A 16,716-nucleotide genomic window follows, 5' to 3' on the forward strand; every position below is an offset into this window, starting at 1 on the left:
CCACGAGACAGAACGTCGCCGGGAAGCTGTGGATCGGCTTAAAGAACCCGCCGGGTGGTCGCCGCGGCCCGTCGCGGGTTCCACCATCTAAGGCATGGTGGTGCTTTCCGAACGAGCGGTCGTCCGGCGGCTGCACGACCGCCTCGGCTTCGGGCCGCGGCCCGGCGACCTCGACCGCGGGTTCGCCGAGACCCGCGACCGGCTGCTGGGCGGCGGGCCGGACGCCGGCGCGGCCGCGACGCCGATGCCCGATCCCGGCCCGCCGGCGGACAAACCCGGCAAGAACGCCGACCCGGCCGCCAAACAGCAGGCCCGCAAGCAGACCCAGGCCCAATCCACGCAGGCCGTGGGCTGGTGGCTGGACCGGATGGTGGCCGCCGACCTCGCGTCCGTGGAGCGGCTGACCTGGTTCTGGCACGGCCACTTCGCCACCGGCGAGCAGAAGGTGCGCAGCCCGCAGCTGATGCTTGCGCAGAACCGGACCCAGCGCGAGCACGCGCTCGGCAGCTTCACCGACCTGGCCCGCGCGATGGCCGTCGACCCGGCGATGCTGCTGTGGCTCGACGGCAACAGCAACAAGGCGGGCAAACCCAACGAGAACCTCTCCCGCGAGTTCATGGAGCTGTTCACCCTCGGCGTCGGGCACTACACCGAGGACGACGTCCGCGAAGCCGCCCGCGCCCTCACCGGCTGGACTGCCCAGCGCGACGACCCGGCGTCCCGGCTGGTCGCCAAGCGGCACGACGACGGCGTGAAGCGGATCCTCGGCACCAGCGGCGACTTCGACGCGCAGTCCTTTGTGGACCTCGTCCTGAGCCGGCCCGAGTCGGCGCCGTTCGTCGCCGGGCGCGTCTGGTTCCGGCTGGTGTCCGCGACGCCGCCGGCCGCCGACACGCTCAACCGCCTCGTCGCCGCGTACGGAAGCCGCCGCGACATCGGCGCGTTGCTCCGCGCGATCACCGACGAGCCGGCGTTCCACGACAGCGCGACGTCGCTGGTCAAGCAGCCGGTCGAGTGGCTGGCCGGCTTGCTGCGTGCCCTCGGCGTCCGGCCGGGGAAGCTCGACGACAAGACGCGGACGCAGCTGCTGGCGGCGTTGCGCGGCATGGGCCAGGTGCCGTTCCAGCCGCCCAGCGTCGGGGGCTGGGCGGCCGGCGGGGCCTGGCTGACGACGTCGGCGGGCGTGGCCCGTCTGCACGCGGCGCAGCTCGTCGCCGAGCACGCCGACCTCGGCGCGGTGGCGAAGGCGCGGGACAAGGCCGCGGCGATCGGCGACCTGCTCGGCGTCGACGCGTGGTCGGACCGGACCCGCGCCGCGCTGGCCGGCGTCGGCGGCAACGTCCGCCAACTGTCCACAGTGGCCGCTTGTGCCCCCGAATACGTAGTGAGCGGGTGACGATCGTGCAGCAGGTGAACCGTCGCAGGTTCCTCACCGCGACCGGCGTGACGGCCGCCGCGGCGCTGGCCGCCGGCGCCACGCAGGTCGACTGGGGCCGGCTGATGTCGGCCGCGCAGGAGAACCCGCTCGACCCGAACGCGGGGGTGCTCGTGGTCGTCACCCTCTACGGCGGCAACGACGGCCTCAACACCGTCGTGCCCGCGGGCGACCCGGCCTACCAGAACGCGCGCTCCGAGCTGGCCTACCGGCCGGAAGAGGTGCTCGACCTCGGCGAGGGGCTCGGGCTGAACCCGGGGATGAAGGGGTTCAAGGGGCTGTGGGACAGCGGTCAGCTCGCCGTACTGCGCGGCGTCGGCTATCCGAAGCCCGACCACAGCCACTTCCGGTCGATGGCGATCTGGCAGACGGCGTCGCCGGAGACGTCGGTGCCGACCGGCTGGCTGGGACGCTGGCTGGACGCCACCGGCGACGACCCGCTGCGCGCGGTGTCGGTCGACCCGGTGCTGCCGCCGCTGCTGGCCGGGGAGCGGACCGCGGCGGCGTCACTGCCGGTGGGCGGGCTGAAACTTCCGGAAGGCGCGCTGGGCAAGGCGTTCCAGGACCTCGGAGCGCCCCAGCCGGGCGAGGGTTTCTGGCAGGCGCGCGCGGCGCGGTCGGTGACCGACCTGCACCGGGCGGTGCAGACCCTGGGGAAGCCGGGCGAGAACGGGAAGAAGGCGAAGGGCGAGCTGGCGGCCCAGCTGGACGTCGTCGCGGGACTGATCGAGGCGGGCGTGCCGACGCGGGCGTACTCGGTGTCGCTGGGCGGCTTCGACACGCACGCCGACGAGCGCGGCACCCAGCAGCGGCTGCTGACCGAACTGGACGGCGCACTGACCCCGTTCGCCCAGCGCCTGGCGAAGTCCGACCGCGGCAAGCAGGCCACGGTGCTGGTGTATTCGGAGTTCGGCAGGCGCGTGACGGCGAACGCGAGCCAGGGCACCGACCACGGAACGGCGGGCCCGATGTTCGTGCTGGGCCCTCGCGTGAAGGGCGGCTTCCACGGAGCGGAGCCGAGCTTGACCGACCTGGACAACGGAGATTTGAAGCTGACCACGGACTTCCGGGACGCCTACGCGACGGTGCTGGAGGACGTGCTCGGGATCGACGCGGGCAAGGTCCTCACCGGCCACAGTGGACGAATGGACGGCTTGTTCGCCTAGGCCGGCGGCAACCCGGTCAACCGGAACCGCGCTCCCCTGCCCGGCGCGGCCTCGCACCACAGGTCGCCCCCGTGGGCTCGGGCGAAGCCACGCGCGATCGGCAGGCCCAAGCCCGACCCGCCCTCGCCGCGGGCCGCGTCCAGCCGGACCAGGCGGTCGAAGATGCGCTCGCGCTCCGGACCCGGTACGCCCGGGCCCGTGTCGGTCACCGTCAGCCCGTCGCCCGTGACCTCCAAGGTGAGCGTTCCGCGGCCGGCCATCGCGCGGACCGCGTTGCCCGCCAAGTTGGCCAGGATCTGCGTCAGCCGCGCCCGGTCGCCCAAGACGACCGTGTCCGGGCCGGTGATCTCGACCGTCACCTCCGGGGCGGTCAGCCGCACCTGCTCGGCCTGCGCGGCCGCCAGCTCCCGCAGCGCGACCGGCGTCCGCTCGAGCTCGGCGCCCGCGTCGAGGCGCGCCAGGTCCAGCAGGTCGGCCACGAGCCGGCCGGCTCGCTGGGACTCGCGGACCACCAGCAGCTGCAGCCGCTCCCGCTGCTCGTGCGGGGTGTCCGCCGGCTGCTGCAGCAATGCTTCCGCCGCCGCCTGCACGCCGGCCAGCGGGGTGCGCAGCTCGTGGGCCGCGTCCGCGACGAACTGCCGCGTGCGCTCCTCCGACGTGCGCGCCGCCTGCTCCGCGCCCTCGAGGGCGTCCAGCGCCGAGTCGAACGCGGCCGCCGCGCGCCCCAGTTCGGTGCCGGTCCGCTCCGGGGCGAGCCGGCCGCCCCGGCCGCCGGAGACGATCGAGCGGGCCAGCCGCGTCATGGCGTCCAGCGGCGCGAGCGCGAACCGGACGGCCAGCAGCAGCGCGACGGCGGCCACGACCAGCGCCGCGACGCCGGTGGCCAGCAGCACCCACCGCAGGCTCTGCTCGGCCGCCGAGATCAGGGACTCGTCGGCGGTGAGCGTCAGCTTCGCGCCGTCGATCCGGGCCGGCCCGGACAGCGTCGCGCGCACCTGGCGGATCCGCGTGTCCGGCGGCGGGCCGGCCGCGCCGAGGAACGAGCCGTCGGGCAGGGTCAGCGACCCCTGCACCCCGCGCGTCTCGACGCGCCGCAACAGGTTCTGCGGAGAAACGTTCTGCTTGGCCAGCTGCTGCGCCAGCTGGACGCGCGCGGTGAGCACGCCGTTGACGTCCCGCTCGGCCTGCGCGCGGAACACCGTGTCCACGACCAGGCCGACGGCGACCAGGACCACCGCCAGCACCACCAGCACGGTGACGGTGACCCGCCGGCGCAGCGACGCCGTCCGCAGGCCCGTCACGCCGCACCGCGCAGGACGTACCCCTGGCCGCGCACGGTGTGCAGCACCCGCGGGCCGTGCGCTTCGAGCTTGCGGCGCAACGTGCTGACGTTGACTTCGACGAGGTTCGGCGCGTAGTCGCCGTAGCCCCACACGGCGGTGAGGACCTGCGTCTTGGAGACCACGCGGTCGCGGTGCCGGGCGAAGTACAGCAGCACCTTCCACTCGGTGGAGGTCAGCTCGACGTCGGCGCCGCCGTAGCGGGCCCGCCCGCCTTCGACGTCGATGACGAGGTCGCCGATCTCGACGGCCGGGCGGGTGCGCCCGGTCCGGCGCAGCACCGCGGTCACCCGCGCGACCAGTTCGGCGAGCACGAACGGCTTGACGACGTAGTCATCGGCGCCTTCGCCGAGCCCGCGCAGGCGATCTTCGACCTCGTCGCGGGCGGTCAGCATCACCACCCCGGCGGCGGAGGCCCGCCGGATCACCCGCAGCAGCTCGAAGCCATCCCGGCCGGGCAGCATCACGTCCAGCACGACCAGGTCCGGGCGGGCGCGGGTCAGCTCCGCCTCCAGATCGGCCCCGTCGGGCCGCGACCGCACCGAGAACCCCGCTCCGGCCAACGCGGACTCGACCGACACGCGGATCGCTTCCGCGTCCTCGATCACCAGGATGCGCGGCGGGGTCAGCTCGTCCACCGCGTCAGCTTAGAGGCGCGCGGGGCACCTCGCCACGTCCCGAGTGTCCACATCGGACCACCATCCGCCGCGGTGTCCCTTTCCGCACCACGGCCCGTGCTTCAGTTCCGCCGCTCGGGGGGCACGTACTCGAACGTCGGGCCCGCGGTCGTCTTCCCGTCGCCGGTGGGCATCGTCATCAGCGCCAGCGCCTGCTTGCGCAGGCCGAACATCGTGCCGACGGCGCCCATCATCCCGCCCGGGCTGCCGGTGAACGCCTCTTCCAGCTGGTAGAGCAGGAGACTGTAGGTCTGGTTGAACTCCTCCTGCGCGACGCGGATCGGGCTTCCCTCCGGGTAATCGGCGGTGCGCGGGTCGGGCCGCATCGGCAGTACGCCGTCGAGGTCGACCGCGATCTCCTCGCCGGTCGGGCCGGACCGCGGGGTGTCGCCGGTGCGGTAGCGGCGGCCTGCCTTCAGCTCCTGGAACCGGTAGTAGTGCGCGACCTCTTCCCGCTCGGGGTGGAAGACGTCACGGTCGCCGTCCCACACGTCGGTGCGCGCGGCCCCTTCACCCTGCTCGACGATTTCCGCCAGCGCAGCCGACGCGGACTTCAGGTCGTGGACCGGGATCACTTCACCCCCGCCGCCGCGGAGGTGGAGCTCACCGATCTGGCGGGCCGGGTCGCCGGTGAGCACCTGCTCCTCGCCCAGTTTGTCGCACAGGGCGCGCAACCCCTGCTCGATGGCGGCGTAGAACTGGCCGATCGTCCGGTACTCGTCGGTCTGCGGCGGCGCGTCCGCCGACGCGGGCTGTTCGATGCGCAGGAACAACTCCAGCGCTTCGGGGCCGAACGGCGCCAGGTGGACGTGCACGGACCGATCGCCGTGGGGCAGCGGATGCGGGTACGGCGGCAGCAGGTCCGGCGTGTCGAGCTTCGGCGAGCCACCGACGGCGTTGAGCAGGTTCGCAGCCAGCGCCAAGTGGATCATCTCCTCGGCGAGGACCGTGCCCACGACCTGGGTGGCTTCGGGGTTGCGGGCCGGGTCCAGCGAGTAGAGCGCGCACAGGTAGGGAGGAATCGTCGCGTGCTCGAGTTCGATCGCCCACTGCAGGTGGCGGCGGAGATCGTCGAGCGTGTCGATGGCGTGGGCGCCACGGCTGTCCATGCGGTACTCCGGTTCGTCAGGTCGGTGTCGCCAGACAGGACAGGACGCCCCCGCGGTTTGTGACAGTCAGCCGTCTCCCAGCCGCGCGGCGCGGGTCAGGAGGTGGCGTTTCTCCGGCTCGCTGGTCGTGCGCCGGGCCGCCTCGCGGTAGCCGGCGCGTGCCGCCGCGTGGTCGCCGGCCAGCTCCAGCAGGTGGGCCCGCACGGACACCAGGTGGTGGGACGCCGAGATGCGCTCGTCGGCCGAAAGGGCCTCCAGCAGGGCCAGCCCGGCCGCGGGTCCGTGCACTTCCGCCACCGCCACCGCCCGGTTGAGCGTCACCGTCGGGTTGGGTGCCACGCGCTCGAGAACCGTGTACAGGGCCAGGATCTGCGGCCAGTCGGTGACGTCGGCGGTGGGTGCCTCGTCGTGGACCGCGGCGATGGCCGCCTGGAGCTGGTACGGGCCGACTGGGCCCCTCGGCAGCGTGTCGGTCACCAGGGCCACGCCCTCGGCGATCGCCTCGGCGTCCCACAGCGTCCGGTCCTGCTCGCTCAGCGGCACCAGCGACCCGTCCGGGGCCGTGCGGGCCGCGCGGCGGGCCTCGGTCAGCAGCAGAAGGGCCAGGAGCCCGGCCACCTCGCCGTCGCCGGGGACCAGCCGGTGCAGCTCGCGGGCGAGCCGGATGGCCTCGGCCGTCAGCTCGGCCCGCACCAGCCGCGCCCCCGCCGTCGCCGTGTAGCCCTCGTTGAAGACGAGGTAGATCACCTGGAGCACGACGCCGAGCCGCGCCGCCTGCTCGGCCGGCGGCGGCAGCTCGAACCGGGCTCCCGCCGCCTTGATGCGGTGCTTGGCTCGGCTGATGCGCTGCGCCATGGTCGCCTCGGGCACCAGGAAGGCCCGGGCGATCTCGACGGTCGACAGCCCGCCGACGGCCCGCAGGGTCAGCGCGACCTGCGACGACGGCGTCAGCGCCGGGTGGCAGCACAGGAACAGCAGCGTGAGGGTGTCGTCGCCGGCTGCGGCGTCGCCACCGGCGGGAGGGGGCGTGCGGAGGGCATCGGCCTCCTCCCGCCGGCGGCGGGCGACGTCACTGCGCACCTGGTCGGCCAGACGGCGCGAGGCCACCGTCACCAGCCAAGCCCGGGGGTTCTCCGGCCGGCCGCGCACCGGCCACTGGGCCGCGGCCTCCGCCAGCGCCTCCTGGACGGCGTCCTCGCAGGCGTCGAAGAGCCCGTATCGGCGCACCAGCACGCCGAGGACCTCCGGGACCAGCCGCCGGACGGCCTGCCAATCGGTCACGGCGCGACGTCGGCCTCGTCCATCAGCGGCCGGACCTCGACACCCCAGTACCGCGCCGACGGCGCCCGGGCCGCGATCTCCAGGGCCCGCTCCAGGCTGTCGCAGTCGACGATCGAGAAGCTGCCCAGGAACTCCTTGGCCTCGGCGTAGGGGCCGTCGGTGATCACCGGCGTCCCGTCGGTGACCCGGACCATCTTGGTGTTCACCTCGTCGGCGACGCCGTAGGCGCCGATCAGCTCGCCGGACTCGTACAGCTCCTGGTTGAGGGCGTCGGTCTCGCGGATGATTTCGGCGAGGGTTTCCGCGCCCACCGAGGTGAAGGCTTCTTCGTTGCCGTAGATCAGCAGCATGTACTTCACGGGTCGTTCCTCTCTCACTGCCCGGCCGACGCGACCAGGTCGCCGCTGGCGCCGCGGTCGTCCAGCACCAGCTTCGACCGCCCGCTGACGGTATAGCGGATGTGGGTGACCCCGGGCGCCTCGACGACCCGAGCCGGGACCAGCTCGATGCCGTCGTCCGCGCCGAGCCGGAGGCTCGAGTCGAACAGGCGCTGGCCCTCACCCAGCAGCACCGGGCTGATGTGCAGCTCGAGCTGGTCGAGCAGCCCGGCGGCCAGCACCTGGCGCAGCAGCTCCCCGCCACCGGCCACCGCCACATCCTTGCCGCCGGCGGCGTCCCGGGCCAGTTCGACGGCCCGTTCGACGCCCTTGGTGACGAAGGTGAAGGAGGTGCCACCCGCACGTTCGAGCACCTCCCGCGGGCGGTGGGTGACGACGAACACCGGGGCCTGGAACGGCGGCTCGTCGCCCCAGGGGACCTCGCCGGCGTCGAACATGCGCCGGCCCATGACGTAGGCCCCGGCGGCCGCGAACGTCTCCGCGACGATCTCGGAGTCGACCGAGCGCTCACCGCCGGCGAAGCCCTGCCGCTCGCGCCAGGCCATGGCGTCGACGGCCCAGCGGGTGACCCGGAAGAACCCGGGTGCTTCGGGGCCCCGCATCCAGCCGCTCATGTCGTCGGGGGCGTGCCTGTCCCGCGGTCCGGTGTAGAAGCCGTCGAGGGACACCGACATCTGCGCGGTCACCTTGGTCATCGTTCGTGCTCCAGTCGTGCCGGGCGGCCCCTTTCGGCCGCCGATGCCCCTCAGTCGGAGCCGACCGTCCGTTCTCGACACACGCGGGGAAACCTGTTTTTTCGTCAGCGGGCCGATGAGCGCTCGTCGTACTCGTTCTGCGCGGCCACGACGTCGCCGCTGTGCTCGATCGTCCACCTGAGCAGGCAGATGAACGGCCCGCGGAAAGACTCGCCCAGGGGCGTGAGGGAGTACTCCACGCCGACCGGCGACGTCTCGAGCACCCGGCGCCGGATCAGGCCGTTGCGTTCCAGGCGGCGCAGCGTCTGGGTGAGCACCCGCTGCGTCACGCCGTCCAGCTGCCGCTTGATCTCGTTGAACCGCGTCGACTGTTCCAGCACCTCCATGGTCATCATCGACCACTTGTCCGAGATCTGGTCGAGGATCGGGCGGCTCGGGCAGTCGGCGCTGAACCGCGGCGCTTCGGGGGGCGAGGTGGTGTCCATGGGGATCCTTGGTTCTCCAAAAGTGCGTTATTGATCATTCTCGACGCCTGGACCAGTGTGGGTATGCATCGCAAACCTACTGGCTCATCGACAACCTTGGGGACCCCCGTGGACCTGGACACGTACTCGACGCTCGCCGTCACCATCGACGCGGGCGTCGCCTGGATCGTGCTGGACAACCCTCCCGTCAACGTCCTCGGCGGGACGTTGATCCGCGAACTGCACGAGGTGCTCGGCGCGCTGCGCGACGACCGGCGGGTCCGCGTCGTCGTGTTCTCCAGCGCCAACCCGGAGTTCTTCCTGGCCCACGTCGACATCCACATCCTCGACGAGATGGATCAGCTACAGGAGATCGCGGACCGGAACCCGGACGCCAACCTGTTCCAGGGTGTCGGTGAACTGCTCCGGCACCAGCCGCAGGTCACGATCGTCAAGCTCGCCGGCAAGGCCCGTGCCGGCGGCGCCGAGTTCGTCGCGGCGGCCGATCTGACCTTCGCCGCGAGGGAGACCGCGGGCCTCGGTCAGACCGAGGTGCTGATGGGCATCGTCCCGGGTGGCGGGGGAACGCAGTACCTGCGCGACCGGGTCGGCCGCAACCGCGCTCTCGAACTGCTGCTCACCGGGGACCTGGTGGACGCCGACACGGCCGCCGCCTACGGCTGGATCAACCGCGTTGTGCCCGCGGCCGAGCTCGACGAAGTCGTCGACCAGGTGGCGAAGAAGATCGCCGCGCTCTCCCCGGAGCTCATCGCCGCGGCGAAGCGGCTGGTCCCGCCGACGGACCTGGCGGACGGCCTGAAGGCGGAGCACGACGCGTGGGCCGAGCTGGTGAGCGGGCCGCTGCCCGCCCAGCTCATGACGCGCGCCCTGGAACGCGGCGTGCAGACACCGGAAGGCGAGCGCGACCTCGAGTCGGTCATGCGCGGCATCAGCGCCACTCTCCAGCCCACCTCGGAGACCACGAAGCAATGAAGGCAGCTTTCTTCACCACCAACGGCCCCGCGAAAACCGTGCTGCGGGTGCTCGACGTCGCACGGCCGGAACCCGGCCCCGGCGAGGTGCGTGTCCGCGTCACGCTCTCGGCGATCAACCCCGGCGACATGTGGATGCGGACGAACTCCGCACCGGAGGACTTCGGCGCCGTCGGCGAGCACCGCGGCCGCATCCCGCACCAGGACGGAACGGGCGTGGTCGACGCCGTCGGCGCGGGCGTCGGCCCGAGCCGGATCGGCGAACGCGTGTGGCTCTGGATGGCCGGTTCCGGCACGCCGTGGGGCACCGCCGCCGAGTGGACCGTGGTGCCGTCCGACCAGGCGGTCCGGTTGCCGGAGGGGACGTCCGACGAACTGGGCGCCAGTCTGGGCATTCCGGCGATGACCGCGCACTGGTGCCTGCACGCCGACGGCTCACCGAAAGACCGCACCGTGCTCGTCGCGGCCGGAGCGGGCGCCGTCGGCCACTACGCGATCGAACTCGGCAAGCTCGCCGGCGCGCGGATCGTGACCACCGTCAGCGGACCCGGGAAGGCGGCGCTCGCCCGTGCCGCGGGCGCGGACCTCGTCGTGAACTACCGCGACGCCGACGCCGCCCGGCAGATCCTCGACGGAGCCGGTCCCGTCGACCGGATCGTCGAGGTCGCCCTGACCGACAACCTCGAGCTGGACCTGGCCGTCGCTGCCCCGGGGGCGACGATCGTGACCTACGCGGCGCAGCCGGTGGACCCGACCCTGCCGGTGTTCCGGCTGATGTGGCCGAACCTCGTGCTGAGGTTCGCGTTGTTCCTCACCGAACCGCGGGAGGCACTCCTGCGCGCGGCCACGGAGATCACCGCGGCGCTGGAACAGAAGCTGCTCTCGCCCCTGCCCGTGCACTCCTTCGCCCTCGACGACGTGGCGGCCGCGCACGAAGCGGTCGAGAGCGGCATCACCGGCAAGGTCGTGCTCGACCTGCGCTGACGATCCTTTCCACACCAAGCAGGTCTCAGAAAGCGGTGAAGTCCAGGACGAGACGGCCGCGGACGCCGCCCTCGGCCAGCCGGCGGTGGGCGTCCGCGGCCCGGTCGGCCGGCAGCACGTCGGCCACCCGCAGCGTCAGCTCCCCCGCCGCTGCCTGATCGCGCAGCCGAAGCAAGCGGGTGTGATCGGTCGCCGCATCGGCGACGAAGACCTTGCGCAGCCGGACATCGCGGCCGACCGGGCCGTCCCAGCCGCGGACGACGGCCAGCCCGCCGCCGTCGCGGACCGCCGCGACGATCAGTTGGTGCTGCGCCGCGCCGTCGATCACGGCGTCCACGCCGTCGGGCGCGAGCGCGCGAAACCGGGCGGCGGCGTCGTCGCCCCGGGGCACGACCTCGTCGGCGCCCAATTTCCGCACCAGCCCGACGTCGGCCTCCGAGGCGTCCGCGAACACCCGCAGTCCCTCGGTCTTGGCCAGCTGCACCGCGTACCCGCCGAGGGCGCCGGCCGCTCCGGTCACCGCGACGGTGCCGCCGGCCGGCACGGCGACCGAATCCAGCGCGAGCCGGGCGGCCAGGGCGTTCATCAATAGCGTGCACGCGGCGGGGAAGTCCACGCAGGAGGGCATCGGGACCACCGATTCCACCGGCGCCACGACGAGTTCGGCGTAGGCGCCGCCGCGGGGACCGTAGGCCTGCACGATCGCGATCACCGGCTCCCCGGCCCGGAGCGAGGTGTCGGTGTCCGGGCCGATCGCGTCGACCACGCCGGCCGCGTCCATACCGGGCACGTAGGGGCCGGGGCGGCCCTCGAACCAGGCTTTCACGACACCGGCGCGCAGCATGGTGTCGGTGGGGTTGACCGCCGCGGCGTGCACGCGGACGCGCACCTCACCGGGGCCCGGGACAGGGTCGGGCAAGTCGATCACCCGCAGCACCTCGGGGCCGCCGAACTCGGTCAGGCCGATCGCCCGCATGAGCAGTCCTCAATTCCCGATCGCGGTTGCGGCGGGGATCCTGGCGGCCGCGGGATTGCCCACCGACCAGCGCGAGCTGACCCGGTTGCGGCGGACCAGCCAGACGTGGTCGTGATCGCGGACGAGCTCGGTCTCGAACCGGTTGCCCAGCAGGAGGTGGTCCTGGAACTCGACCGACGGCCCTTCGCCGCTCCGGTGGTGCTGCCCGATCAGGTAGCAGGTCAGCGCGGCGGTGTCGCCGTCCACCCACACCCGGATGTTGGCCAAGGCGTGGAAGGTGTCCATCGCGGTTCCCACGGTCCGCATCAGCGTCTCGACGACCTGTTCGCGGCCGACGTAGGGCTCGAACACGTGGATGCTGTGGTCGATGCCCCCGAGGTCGAACACGGCGTCCTCGGTGAAGGCGGACCGCAGCAGCTCCTCGTCGCCGAAGTCGATTCCCTCGACGATCCGCGTGACCGCGTCCACGACGCCGTCCCGGTCGGTGTAAGCCGTCGCTTCACTCGGCTTCATCGGCAGTCTCCTGTCTCGCATTGCGCCAACGCCAACGTTGGTGTTGGTTCTAACGTAACACCGCGCTGTCGCCAACGGCAACGTTGGCGTCGGTGTTAACCTCCGGGCATGAAGCGAACCGTCGACGACACGCGCCGCCTGCTGCGGGAAGCCGCGATGGTCGAGTTCGCCGCGCACGGGTCCGACGGCACCACCGTGACCCGCATCGCCGCCCGCGCCGGCGTCAACAAGGAACGGCTCTACGCCTACTTCGGCGACAAGGACGCCCTCTTCGACGAGGTGCTCACCGAAGCGCTGGAGGAACTTTCCCGCGTCGTCACGCCGGAGGGCGTGGATTTCGGCGACATGGGCGAAGTCGCCGGACGCACCTTCGACTACTACGGCAGCCACCCCGAACTGGCGCGCCTGCTGCTGTGGGAAGGTCTGCGCGGCGCGCCGCCGGTCAACGCCACCGCGCGCGTCGAGCACTACAGCCGCAAGGTCGCCGCCACCGCCCAGGCCCAAGCCGACGGGTCCGTCGCCGGCGGCATCGACGCCGGCCACCTCATGTTCATGGTCATCGGGCTCGCGGCGTGGTGGTTCAGCGTCCCGCAGCTCGCCACCATGCTGACCGGCGCCGAGGCCGACGACCCCGACGAGCGAGCCCGCAGGCGAGCCTTCGTCGTGGAGGCGGCACGGCGCCTGACCCGGTCACAGACCGACGTCACGGCTCCCTGAGGGAGGTTCGGCCGGGTCCACGAGCGTGACCTCCTCGATCGTCTCGAACCTGCCGTCCGGCGCGAACTTGCCGAACACATAGGACTCCCGCACCTGCCGGGTACCGTCGCGCATCTCGATCGTGAGCACGTGGCGGTCGGCGTAGGCGGCTCCGCGGACCACCTCGTCCAGCAGGTCGATCTTCACCGAGCGAACCATCGTGCGGACGTGCGCGAGGTTCCGCGCGATCGCCGGCCACTCGGCCCAGACACCGCCGGTCCGCTGCCGGTAGGCGGGGGTGAAATGCCTGGCCATCACCTCTTCCACCGGAGTGTCCCGCTCGTTGAGCAGCTCCTCGAGCACGATCGCCATGCTCCTCATCGGTTTCCTCCCTCGGTGGTGCACGCCGGACCTGACGACTGAACCACCGCCGGACGCGCAGGACCATTCGCGATCGGCTCGGTTCCATACGCGTCCGGGCCGAATCGGGTCCCAAGTCCCGCTGAAAGGACCTGCGCTTCCGACTGCGGAAGTACCCGGTCGCCGAGATCCGCAGGGTGTTCGAGGATGGGCCGCATGACCCGGACTGGCTCGCCGACGAGACCGGCTCACTCCCGGGACTCGTCCACGGCCGCGAACACGATCCGGTCGACCAGGCCCCAGTACGCGTCGGCGACGTCCGTCCGGTCGGCCGGCACGCCGCTCGTGACCTCCATCTCGGGACCGAACTCCGACAGGGTCGCCGTGAGGCTGACCATCATGTAGTGGAAGAGGATCGGCTCGACCTCGGGCAGCAGGCCGTGGTCCTGGGCGGCCGCGATCTGCGGCAGTAGCCGGTCGAGCAGGGGCTTGAGGACCGTGTCGGCGGCCCACCGCAGGCGCGGGTTGTGGGTGGACGCCTCCTGACGCATGAAGCGGTGGAAATCAGGGAACCGGACCGTGTGGCGGAACAGCACCCCGTACTCCGCGCGCAGTCGCTCCAGCGGGTCCAGGCCCGCGTCGCGGACGGCCTGTTCGTCCCACTCTTGCCTGATCCGCGCGAAGGTCGCCTCGGCCGTCGCGCGCCACAGGAGGTCCTTGCTCGGGAAGTGGTACGTGATCAACGGGTGCTGCACGCCCGCGCGGTCGGCGATGCCGCGGATGCTGGCCGTCTCGAAGCCCTTCTCGGCGAACTCGGCGAAGGCCGCGGAGAGGATCGTCTCGCGCGTGGCCTGCGATCGCTGCTGCTCCGCGCGCCGGCGCGGTCGTCCGGCCTCCGTCGAAGCGCCCTGCTCCGGCCGCTTCCCGGCGGCGGACGTGCTTCTCGATGCCATGCCGAACCCTAACACCGCGGGCCCGGTGGCCCGGGGCGCGAGTTCGTCGCCGTCGACCATTGTGGACACACCCAGGAGCGACCTTTCCGTTGTCCCGGCACCTACCTGCCGGCGAACTCGATCTCGGGTGGCTCGACGCCGGCGTCGAAAGCCTGGGCCGTGTTCACGAAACCGCGCTGGACGTCCGCGCCGTCGTACAGCTCCATGGCCACGTCGAGAACCACTTCGTCAGCGGCCGCGACACCCCCGCCGGACCAGACCTTGAGCAACGTCCGGGTGGCGACGTACGAGCGCGTCGGCCCGACGGCGAGGCGTCGCACGAGTGCGTCGGCCTCGGCGTCGAGCCGCGGCTCGGGGACCACGTGGGTGGCGATCCCGAGCTCCCCCGCCGAGGTCCCGGGGATGGGCTCGCCGAGGGTGGCGAAGCGGTGGGCACGCGCCCGGCCCACGCGTTCGGCCAGCCGCTGGACGCCGCCGGCGACCGGCAGCATGCCCGTGGTGACTTCCACGCACCGGAACACCGCGGTGTCGGCGGCCACGAGGAAGTCGCAGGCGAGCGCCAGCTCGAAGCCGCCGCCGAACGCGAGGCCCCGCACGACCGCCACGGTCGGCACGCGTAAGGCCTCGATCGCCCGGTACGACGTGGCGACCTCGCGGACGAACGTGCGGAACCAGTTGCCGTCCTTGCCCGGCCACTCGCGGACGTCACCGCCCAGGCTGAAGTTCGGTCCTTCCGCGACGACGGCGAGCACGCGGATATCGCTCTCACCGGCGGCGTGCACGGCGTCGCGCAGGTCGGTGGCGTACCGGGTTCCGACGCGGTTGTGGGGCGGATCCGCGAGCAGGATCCGGCCGATGCCGCCCTGCTGCTCGAATCGAACGCTGCCCATGCTGCTCTCCTTCACTGGGTTCTCAGGCCGCTTCGGGAATGACGGGGAGCAGGAGGTGCGACGGCCGGTCGGCGTCGTGGTAGATGCGGTGGGTCACGGTCTCGCTGCTGGTGACGTGGTAGGGGATGTACTCCACGCCGCTCATGGCGCCGGTTCCGGTCGGGACGTCCGCGCTGGTGATCTCCAGGCAGATCCGGTGCCCGGTCCGGAACGTGTTGGCGGTCGCGAGGATCTGGATCCGGTACTCGGTGACTGCTCCCGGTTCGACCGGGGCGATGGAGTCGCGGGTCAGTTCGTGGAAAGGCTCCCAGGGCGTGGACCTTTCCTCGTCCAGCGCGCGGTACGACGCCTTGAGCCAGCCGCGGGTGAGCTCCCGTTCGGGGAGATCGGCGGGCAGGTCGCGTTCCCCTTCACGCGCCGTCCGCACGGACACGTCCGGACCCACGTCCTTCAGGACGACGATCCAGTTCGTGTCGGGCTTGTCGATCTCGGCGTGGAGGGTGAGGCTGATCGGACCCACCACCGTCAGGTCGTGCGGCAGCGGCTCGCTGAGGTAGCGCAGGCGTTCGACCGTCTTCGTCCTGGTGAGCGGCATCTGCGTGAAGACGTCGGGCTTCCGCGCGGACTCGCCCGTCTCGGCGGCGGGCCGCGGGGGCTCGACGCTCAGGGACTCCCAGGCGCCGAGGTGGAACTTCGTCCACTCCGTCCGCGGCAGCGGCCAGTCCTCACCGGTGCGCCACTCGTTGCGGCCCATGAGCCAGTAGCGCACCGGCGGTTCGGACATGATGCCGGTGTCGACGCCCTTGAGCCAGTGGTCGTACCACCGGATGATCTCGTCGTGGTACTGGTGGAACGGCCGCTCGACGTGGGCCGGTCCGGTGAAGATCAGCTTCTTCGGCTGGTCGACGTTCCGGAAGTAGTGCTGTGCGCCCAGCCAGTGGAGCTTGTACGTGTACGCGTAGGCCCCTGAGCCGGTGTAGAACGGGATTTTGATCTTCTCGAAGATTTCCTCGGCCTGCTCGACCACGCCGTCCGCCTCCCACGGATGGGTCAGGGCGTGGTACATGACGAAAGTGCGCTGGCCCTTCTGGGTCAGGATGTTGTACAGGTTGACGTACTGCTTGAAGTCGGGGTTCGCCATGGCCTTCCGCCACAGCGCCTCCTCTTCGTCCGGCAGTGGGCCGGGCCGGTCCCGCGGCTCGTGCACGGTGCTGAACACGTCGAGCAGGTACGGGAACGTGTGCAGCACCCCGCCGGGGTGCAGGTCGCGGAACCCGAACATCCCGCCGTACGCACTGCAGGCGTCGTAAGGGAAAATGGCCTTGAGCGCGGGATGACCCTGCGCCGCGGCGCGCCACTGCTCCCCCGCGTAGCCGGAGATACCGACCATCCCGACGTTGCCGTCGGACCACGGCTGCTGCGTGATCCACTCGATCAGGTCGTAGTGGTCGGTGTCCTCGTCGCCGTAGTGCCCCTCGGACTTCGCCGATCCGCGCGGCTGCGCGATGACGTGCACGTAGCCGTCGGCGACGAACCGCCGCGTGTCCCCGGCCTCGATCGGCCCGAACCACAGGGGCGCGTGCGCCGGCTGGGGCGGAAGCACGTCCGCGACGTCGGGACCTTGGATGTCCTTGTTGTGCAACGCACTCGCGTAGAGAACGGGGTGCCCGCCCGGCGCGTCCGGGCGGTAGACGTCCACCGCCAGCCGCGTGCCGTCCCGCATGGTGACCAGGATGTCGCGTTCCTCGATCATGCTCCGAATTCCCTTCAGCGGGGCGCCGACGCAG

18 protein-coding genes are annotated in these 16,716 nt (G+C 71.9%); 5 read left to right on the forward strand and 13 right to left on the reverse strand.

Annotated features, from left to right (window positions below; all coding sequences use genetic code 11):
- The first annotated feature begins 94 nt into the window (after positions 1-94).
- The gene (locus tag ACZ7OH_RS37820) at positions 95-1,396 is read left to right on the forward strand and encodes a DUF1800 domain-containing protein (protein ID WP_470285264.1); all 1,302 of its coding nucleotides are present in this window, start codon (positions 95-97) and stop codon (positions 1,394-1,396) included.
- Complete coding sequence (locus ACZ7OH_RS37825; RefSeq protein WP_470285265.1) at positions 1,393-2,601, forward strand: DUF1501 domain-containing protein; 1,209 nt, start codon at positions 1,393-1,395, stop codon at positions 2,599-2,601. The genes ACZ7OH_RS37820 and ACZ7OH_RS37825 overlap by 4 nt, the downstream gene beginning before the upstream one ends.
- Here the strand turns inward: ACZ7OH_RS37825 and ACZ7OH_RS37830 are convergent.
- From ACZ7OH_RS37830 to ACZ7OH_RS37860, 7 genes are all read right to left on the reverse strand, one after another.
- Positions 2,598-3,902 (reverse strand): sensor histidine kinase, encoded by a 1,305-nt coding sequence (locus ACZ7OH_RS37830; RefSeq protein ID WP_470285266.1) that lies wholly within the window; start codon positions 3,900-3,902, stop codon positions 2,598-2,600. The two genes, ACZ7OH_RS37825 and ACZ7OH_RS37830, sit on opposite strands and share 4 nt — an antisense overlap.
- Complete coding sequence (locus ACZ7OH_RS37835) at positions 3,899-4,579, reverse strand: response regulator transcription factor (RefSeq protein ID WP_470285267.1); 681 nt, start codon at positions 4,577-4,579, stop codon at positions 3,899-3,901. Before ACZ7OH_RS37835 ends, ACZ7OH_RS37830 begins: the two co-directional genes overlap by 4 nt.
- A 101-nt stretch (positions 4,580-4,680) precedes the next feature.
- Positions 4,681-5,727 carry a ferritin-like domain-containing protein gene (locus ACZ7OH_RS37840; RefSeq protein ID WP_470285268.1) on the reverse strand — a complete coding sequence of 349 codons (1,047 nt, stop codon included), beginning with the start codon at positions 5,725-5,727 and terminating at the stop codon, positions 4,681-4,683.
- A gap of 66 nt (positions 5,728-5,793) precedes the next feature.
- Positions 5,794-7,008: an RNA polymerase sigma factor gene (locus ACZ7OH_RS37845; protein ID WP_470285269.1), complete on the reverse strand. Its 1,215-nt coding sequence runs from the start codon at positions 7,006-7,008 to the stop codon at positions 5,794-5,796.
- A complete protein-coding gene (locus tag ACZ7OH_RS37850; RefSeq protein ID WP_470285441.1) occupies positions 7,005-7,358 on the reverse strand; it encodes a YciI family protein in 354 nt (117 codons plus the stop codon). The genes ACZ7OH_RS37845 and ACZ7OH_RS37850 overlap by 4 nt, the downstream gene beginning before the upstream one ends.
- Before the next feature lie 23 nt (positions 7,359-7,381).
- Positions 7,382-8,101 (reverse strand): dihydrofolate reductase family protein, encoded by a 720-nt coding sequence (locus ACZ7OH_RS37855; RefSeq protein WP_470285270.1) that lies wholly within the window; start codon positions 8,099-8,101, stop codon positions 7,382-7,384.
- A gap of 104 nt (positions 8,102-8,205) precedes the next feature.
- Entirely contained in the window at positions 8,206-8,586 is a 381-nt protein-coding gene (locus ACZ7OH_RS37860; RefSeq protein WP_470285271.1) for a winged helix-turn-helix transcriptional regulator, read from the reverse strand.
- 108 nt (positions 8,587-8,694) lie between these two features.
- Between ACZ7OH_RS37860 and ACZ7OH_RS37865 the strand changes: the two genes are divergently transcribed.
- Positions 8,695-9,558, forward strand: a complete 864-nt coding sequence (locus ACZ7OH_RS37865; RefSeq protein WP_470285272.1) for an enoyl-CoA hydratase/isomerase family protein — start codon at positions 8,695-8,697, stop codon at positions 9,556-9,558.
- On the forward strand, positions 9,555-10,541 hold the full coding sequence (locus tag ACZ7OH_RS37870; protein ID WP_470285273.1) for an NADPH:quinone reductase: 987 nt from the start codon (positions 9,555-9,557) through the stop codon (positions 10,539-10,541). The genes ACZ7OH_RS37865 and ACZ7OH_RS37870 overlap by 4 nt, the downstream gene beginning before the upstream one ends.
- A 25-nt stretch (positions 10,542-10,566) precedes the next feature.
- Here the strand turns inward: ACZ7OH_RS37870 and ACZ7OH_RS37875 are convergent, their stop codons facing one another.
- Together ACZ7OH_RS37875 and ACZ7OH_RS37880 are read right to left on the reverse strand one after the other, a co-directional pair.
- Complete coding sequence (locus ACZ7OH_RS37875; RefSeq protein ID WP_470285274.1) at positions 10,567-11,517, reverse strand: NADP-dependent oxidoreductase; 951 nt, start codon at positions 11,515-11,517, stop codon at positions 10,567-10,569.
- A gap of 9 nt (positions 11,518-11,526) precedes the next feature.
- Positions 11,527-12,030: a nuclear transport factor 2 family protein gene (locus ACZ7OH_RS37880; RefSeq protein ID WP_470285275.1), complete on the reverse strand. Its 504-nt coding sequence runs from the start codon at positions 12,028-12,030 to the stop codon at positions 11,527-11,529.
- 108 nt (positions 12,031-12,138) lie between these two features.
- Here ACZ7OH_RS37880 and ACZ7OH_RS37885 point away from each other — a divergent pair, with 108 nt between their 5' ends.
- On the forward strand, positions 12,139-12,747 hold the full coding sequence (locus ACZ7OH_RS37885; protein WP_470285276.1) for a TetR/AcrR family transcriptional regulator: 609 nt from the start codon (positions 12,139-12,141) through the stop codon (positions 12,745-12,747).
- Here the strand turns inward: ACZ7OH_RS37885 and ACZ7OH_RS37890 are convergent.
- From ACZ7OH_RS37890 to ACZ7OH_RS37905, 4 genes are all read right to left on the reverse strand, one after another.
- Positions 12,721-13,107, reverse strand: a complete 387-nt coding sequence (locus ACZ7OH_RS37890) for a hypothetical protein (RefSeq protein ID WP_470285277.1) — start codon at positions 13,105-13,107, stop codon at positions 12,721-12,723. The genes ACZ7OH_RS37885 and ACZ7OH_RS37890 overlap by 27 nt on opposite strands.
- Positions 13,108-13,334: 227 nt before the next feature.
- Positions 13,335-14,039, reverse strand: coding sequence for a TetR/AcrR family transcriptional regulator (locus ACZ7OH_RS37895; protein WP_470285278.1), 705 nt, complete (start codon positions 14,037-14,039; stop codon positions 13,335-13,337).
- 101 nt (positions 14,040-14,140) lie between these two features.
- Positions 14,141-14,929 carry an enoyl-CoA hydratase/isomerase family protein gene (locus ACZ7OH_RS37900; RefSeq protein ID WP_470285279.1) on the reverse strand — a complete coding sequence of 263 codons (789 nt, stop codon included), beginning with the start codon at positions 14,927-14,929 and terminating at the stop codon, positions 14,141-14,143.
- 22 nt (positions 14,930-14,951) lie between these two features.
- Positions 14,952-16,682, reverse strand: a complete 1,731-nt coding sequence (locus tag ACZ7OH_RS37905; RefSeq protein ID WP_470285280.1) for a CocE/NonD family hydrolase — start codon at positions 16,680-16,682, stop codon at positions 14,952-14,954.
- Positions 16,683-16,716 lie beyond the last annotated feature (34 nt).

The organism is Amycolatopsis sp. NPDC114478 (genome assembly GCF_055633805.1).

Bases quoted from the DNA above. Each gene is read 5' to 3' on its own strand.
- ACZ7OH_RS37820 (WP_470285264.1), top strand. From the start codon at position 95: ATGGTGGTGCTTTCCGAACGAGCGGTCGTCCGGCGGCTGCACGACCGC.
- ACZ7OH_RS37840 (WP_470285268.1), bottom strand. From the start codon at position 5,727: ATGGACAGCCGTGGCGCCCACGCCATCGACACGCTCGACGATCTCCGC.
- ACZ7OH_RS37850 (WP_470285441.1), bottom strand. From the start codon at position 7,358: ATGCTGCTGATCTACGGCAACGAAGAAGCCTTCACCTCGGTGGGCGCG.
- ACZ7OH_RS37855 (WP_470285270.1), bottom strand. From the start codon at position 8,101: ATGACCAAGGTGACCGCGCAGATGTCGGTGTCCCTCGACGGCTTCTAC.
- ACZ7OH_RS37860 (WP_470285271.1), bottom strand. From the start codon at position 8,586: ATGGACACCACCTCGCCCCCCGAAGCGCCGCGGTTCAGCGCCGACTGC.
- ACZ7OH_RS37870 (WP_470285273.1), top strand. From the start codon at position 9,555: ATGAAGGCAGCTTTCTTCACCACCAACGGCCCCGCGAAAACCGTGCTG.
- ACZ7OH_RS37875 (WP_470285274.1), bottom strand. From the start codon at position 11,517: ATGCGGGCGATCGGCCTGACCGAGTTCGGCGGCCCCGAGGTGCTGCGG.
- ACZ7OH_RS37880 (WP_470285275.1), bottom strand. From the start codon at position 12,030: ATGAAGCCGAGTGAAGCGACGGCTTACACCGACCGGGACGGCGTCGTG.
- ACZ7OH_RS37885 (WP_470285276.1), top strand. From the start codon at position 12,139: ATGAAGCGAACCGTCGACGACACGCGCCGCCTGCTGCGGGAAGCCGCG.
- ACZ7OH_RS37890 (WP_470285277.1), bottom strand. From the start codon at position 13,107: ATGAGGAGCATGGCGATCGTGCTCGAGGAGCTGCTCAACGAGCGGGAC.
- ACZ7OH_RS37895 (WP_470285278.1), bottom strand. From the start codon at position 14,039: ATGGCATCGAGAAGCACGTCCGCCGCCGGGAAGCGGCCGGAGCAGGGC.
- ACZ7OH_RS37900 (WP_470285279.1), bottom strand. From the start codon at position 14,929: ATGGGCAGCGTTCGATTCGAGCAGCAGGGCGGCATCGGCCGGATCCTG.
- ACZ7OH_RS37905 (WP_470285280.1), bottom strand. From the start codon at position 16,682: ATGATCGAGGAACGCGACATCCTGGTCACCATGCGGGACGGCACGCGG.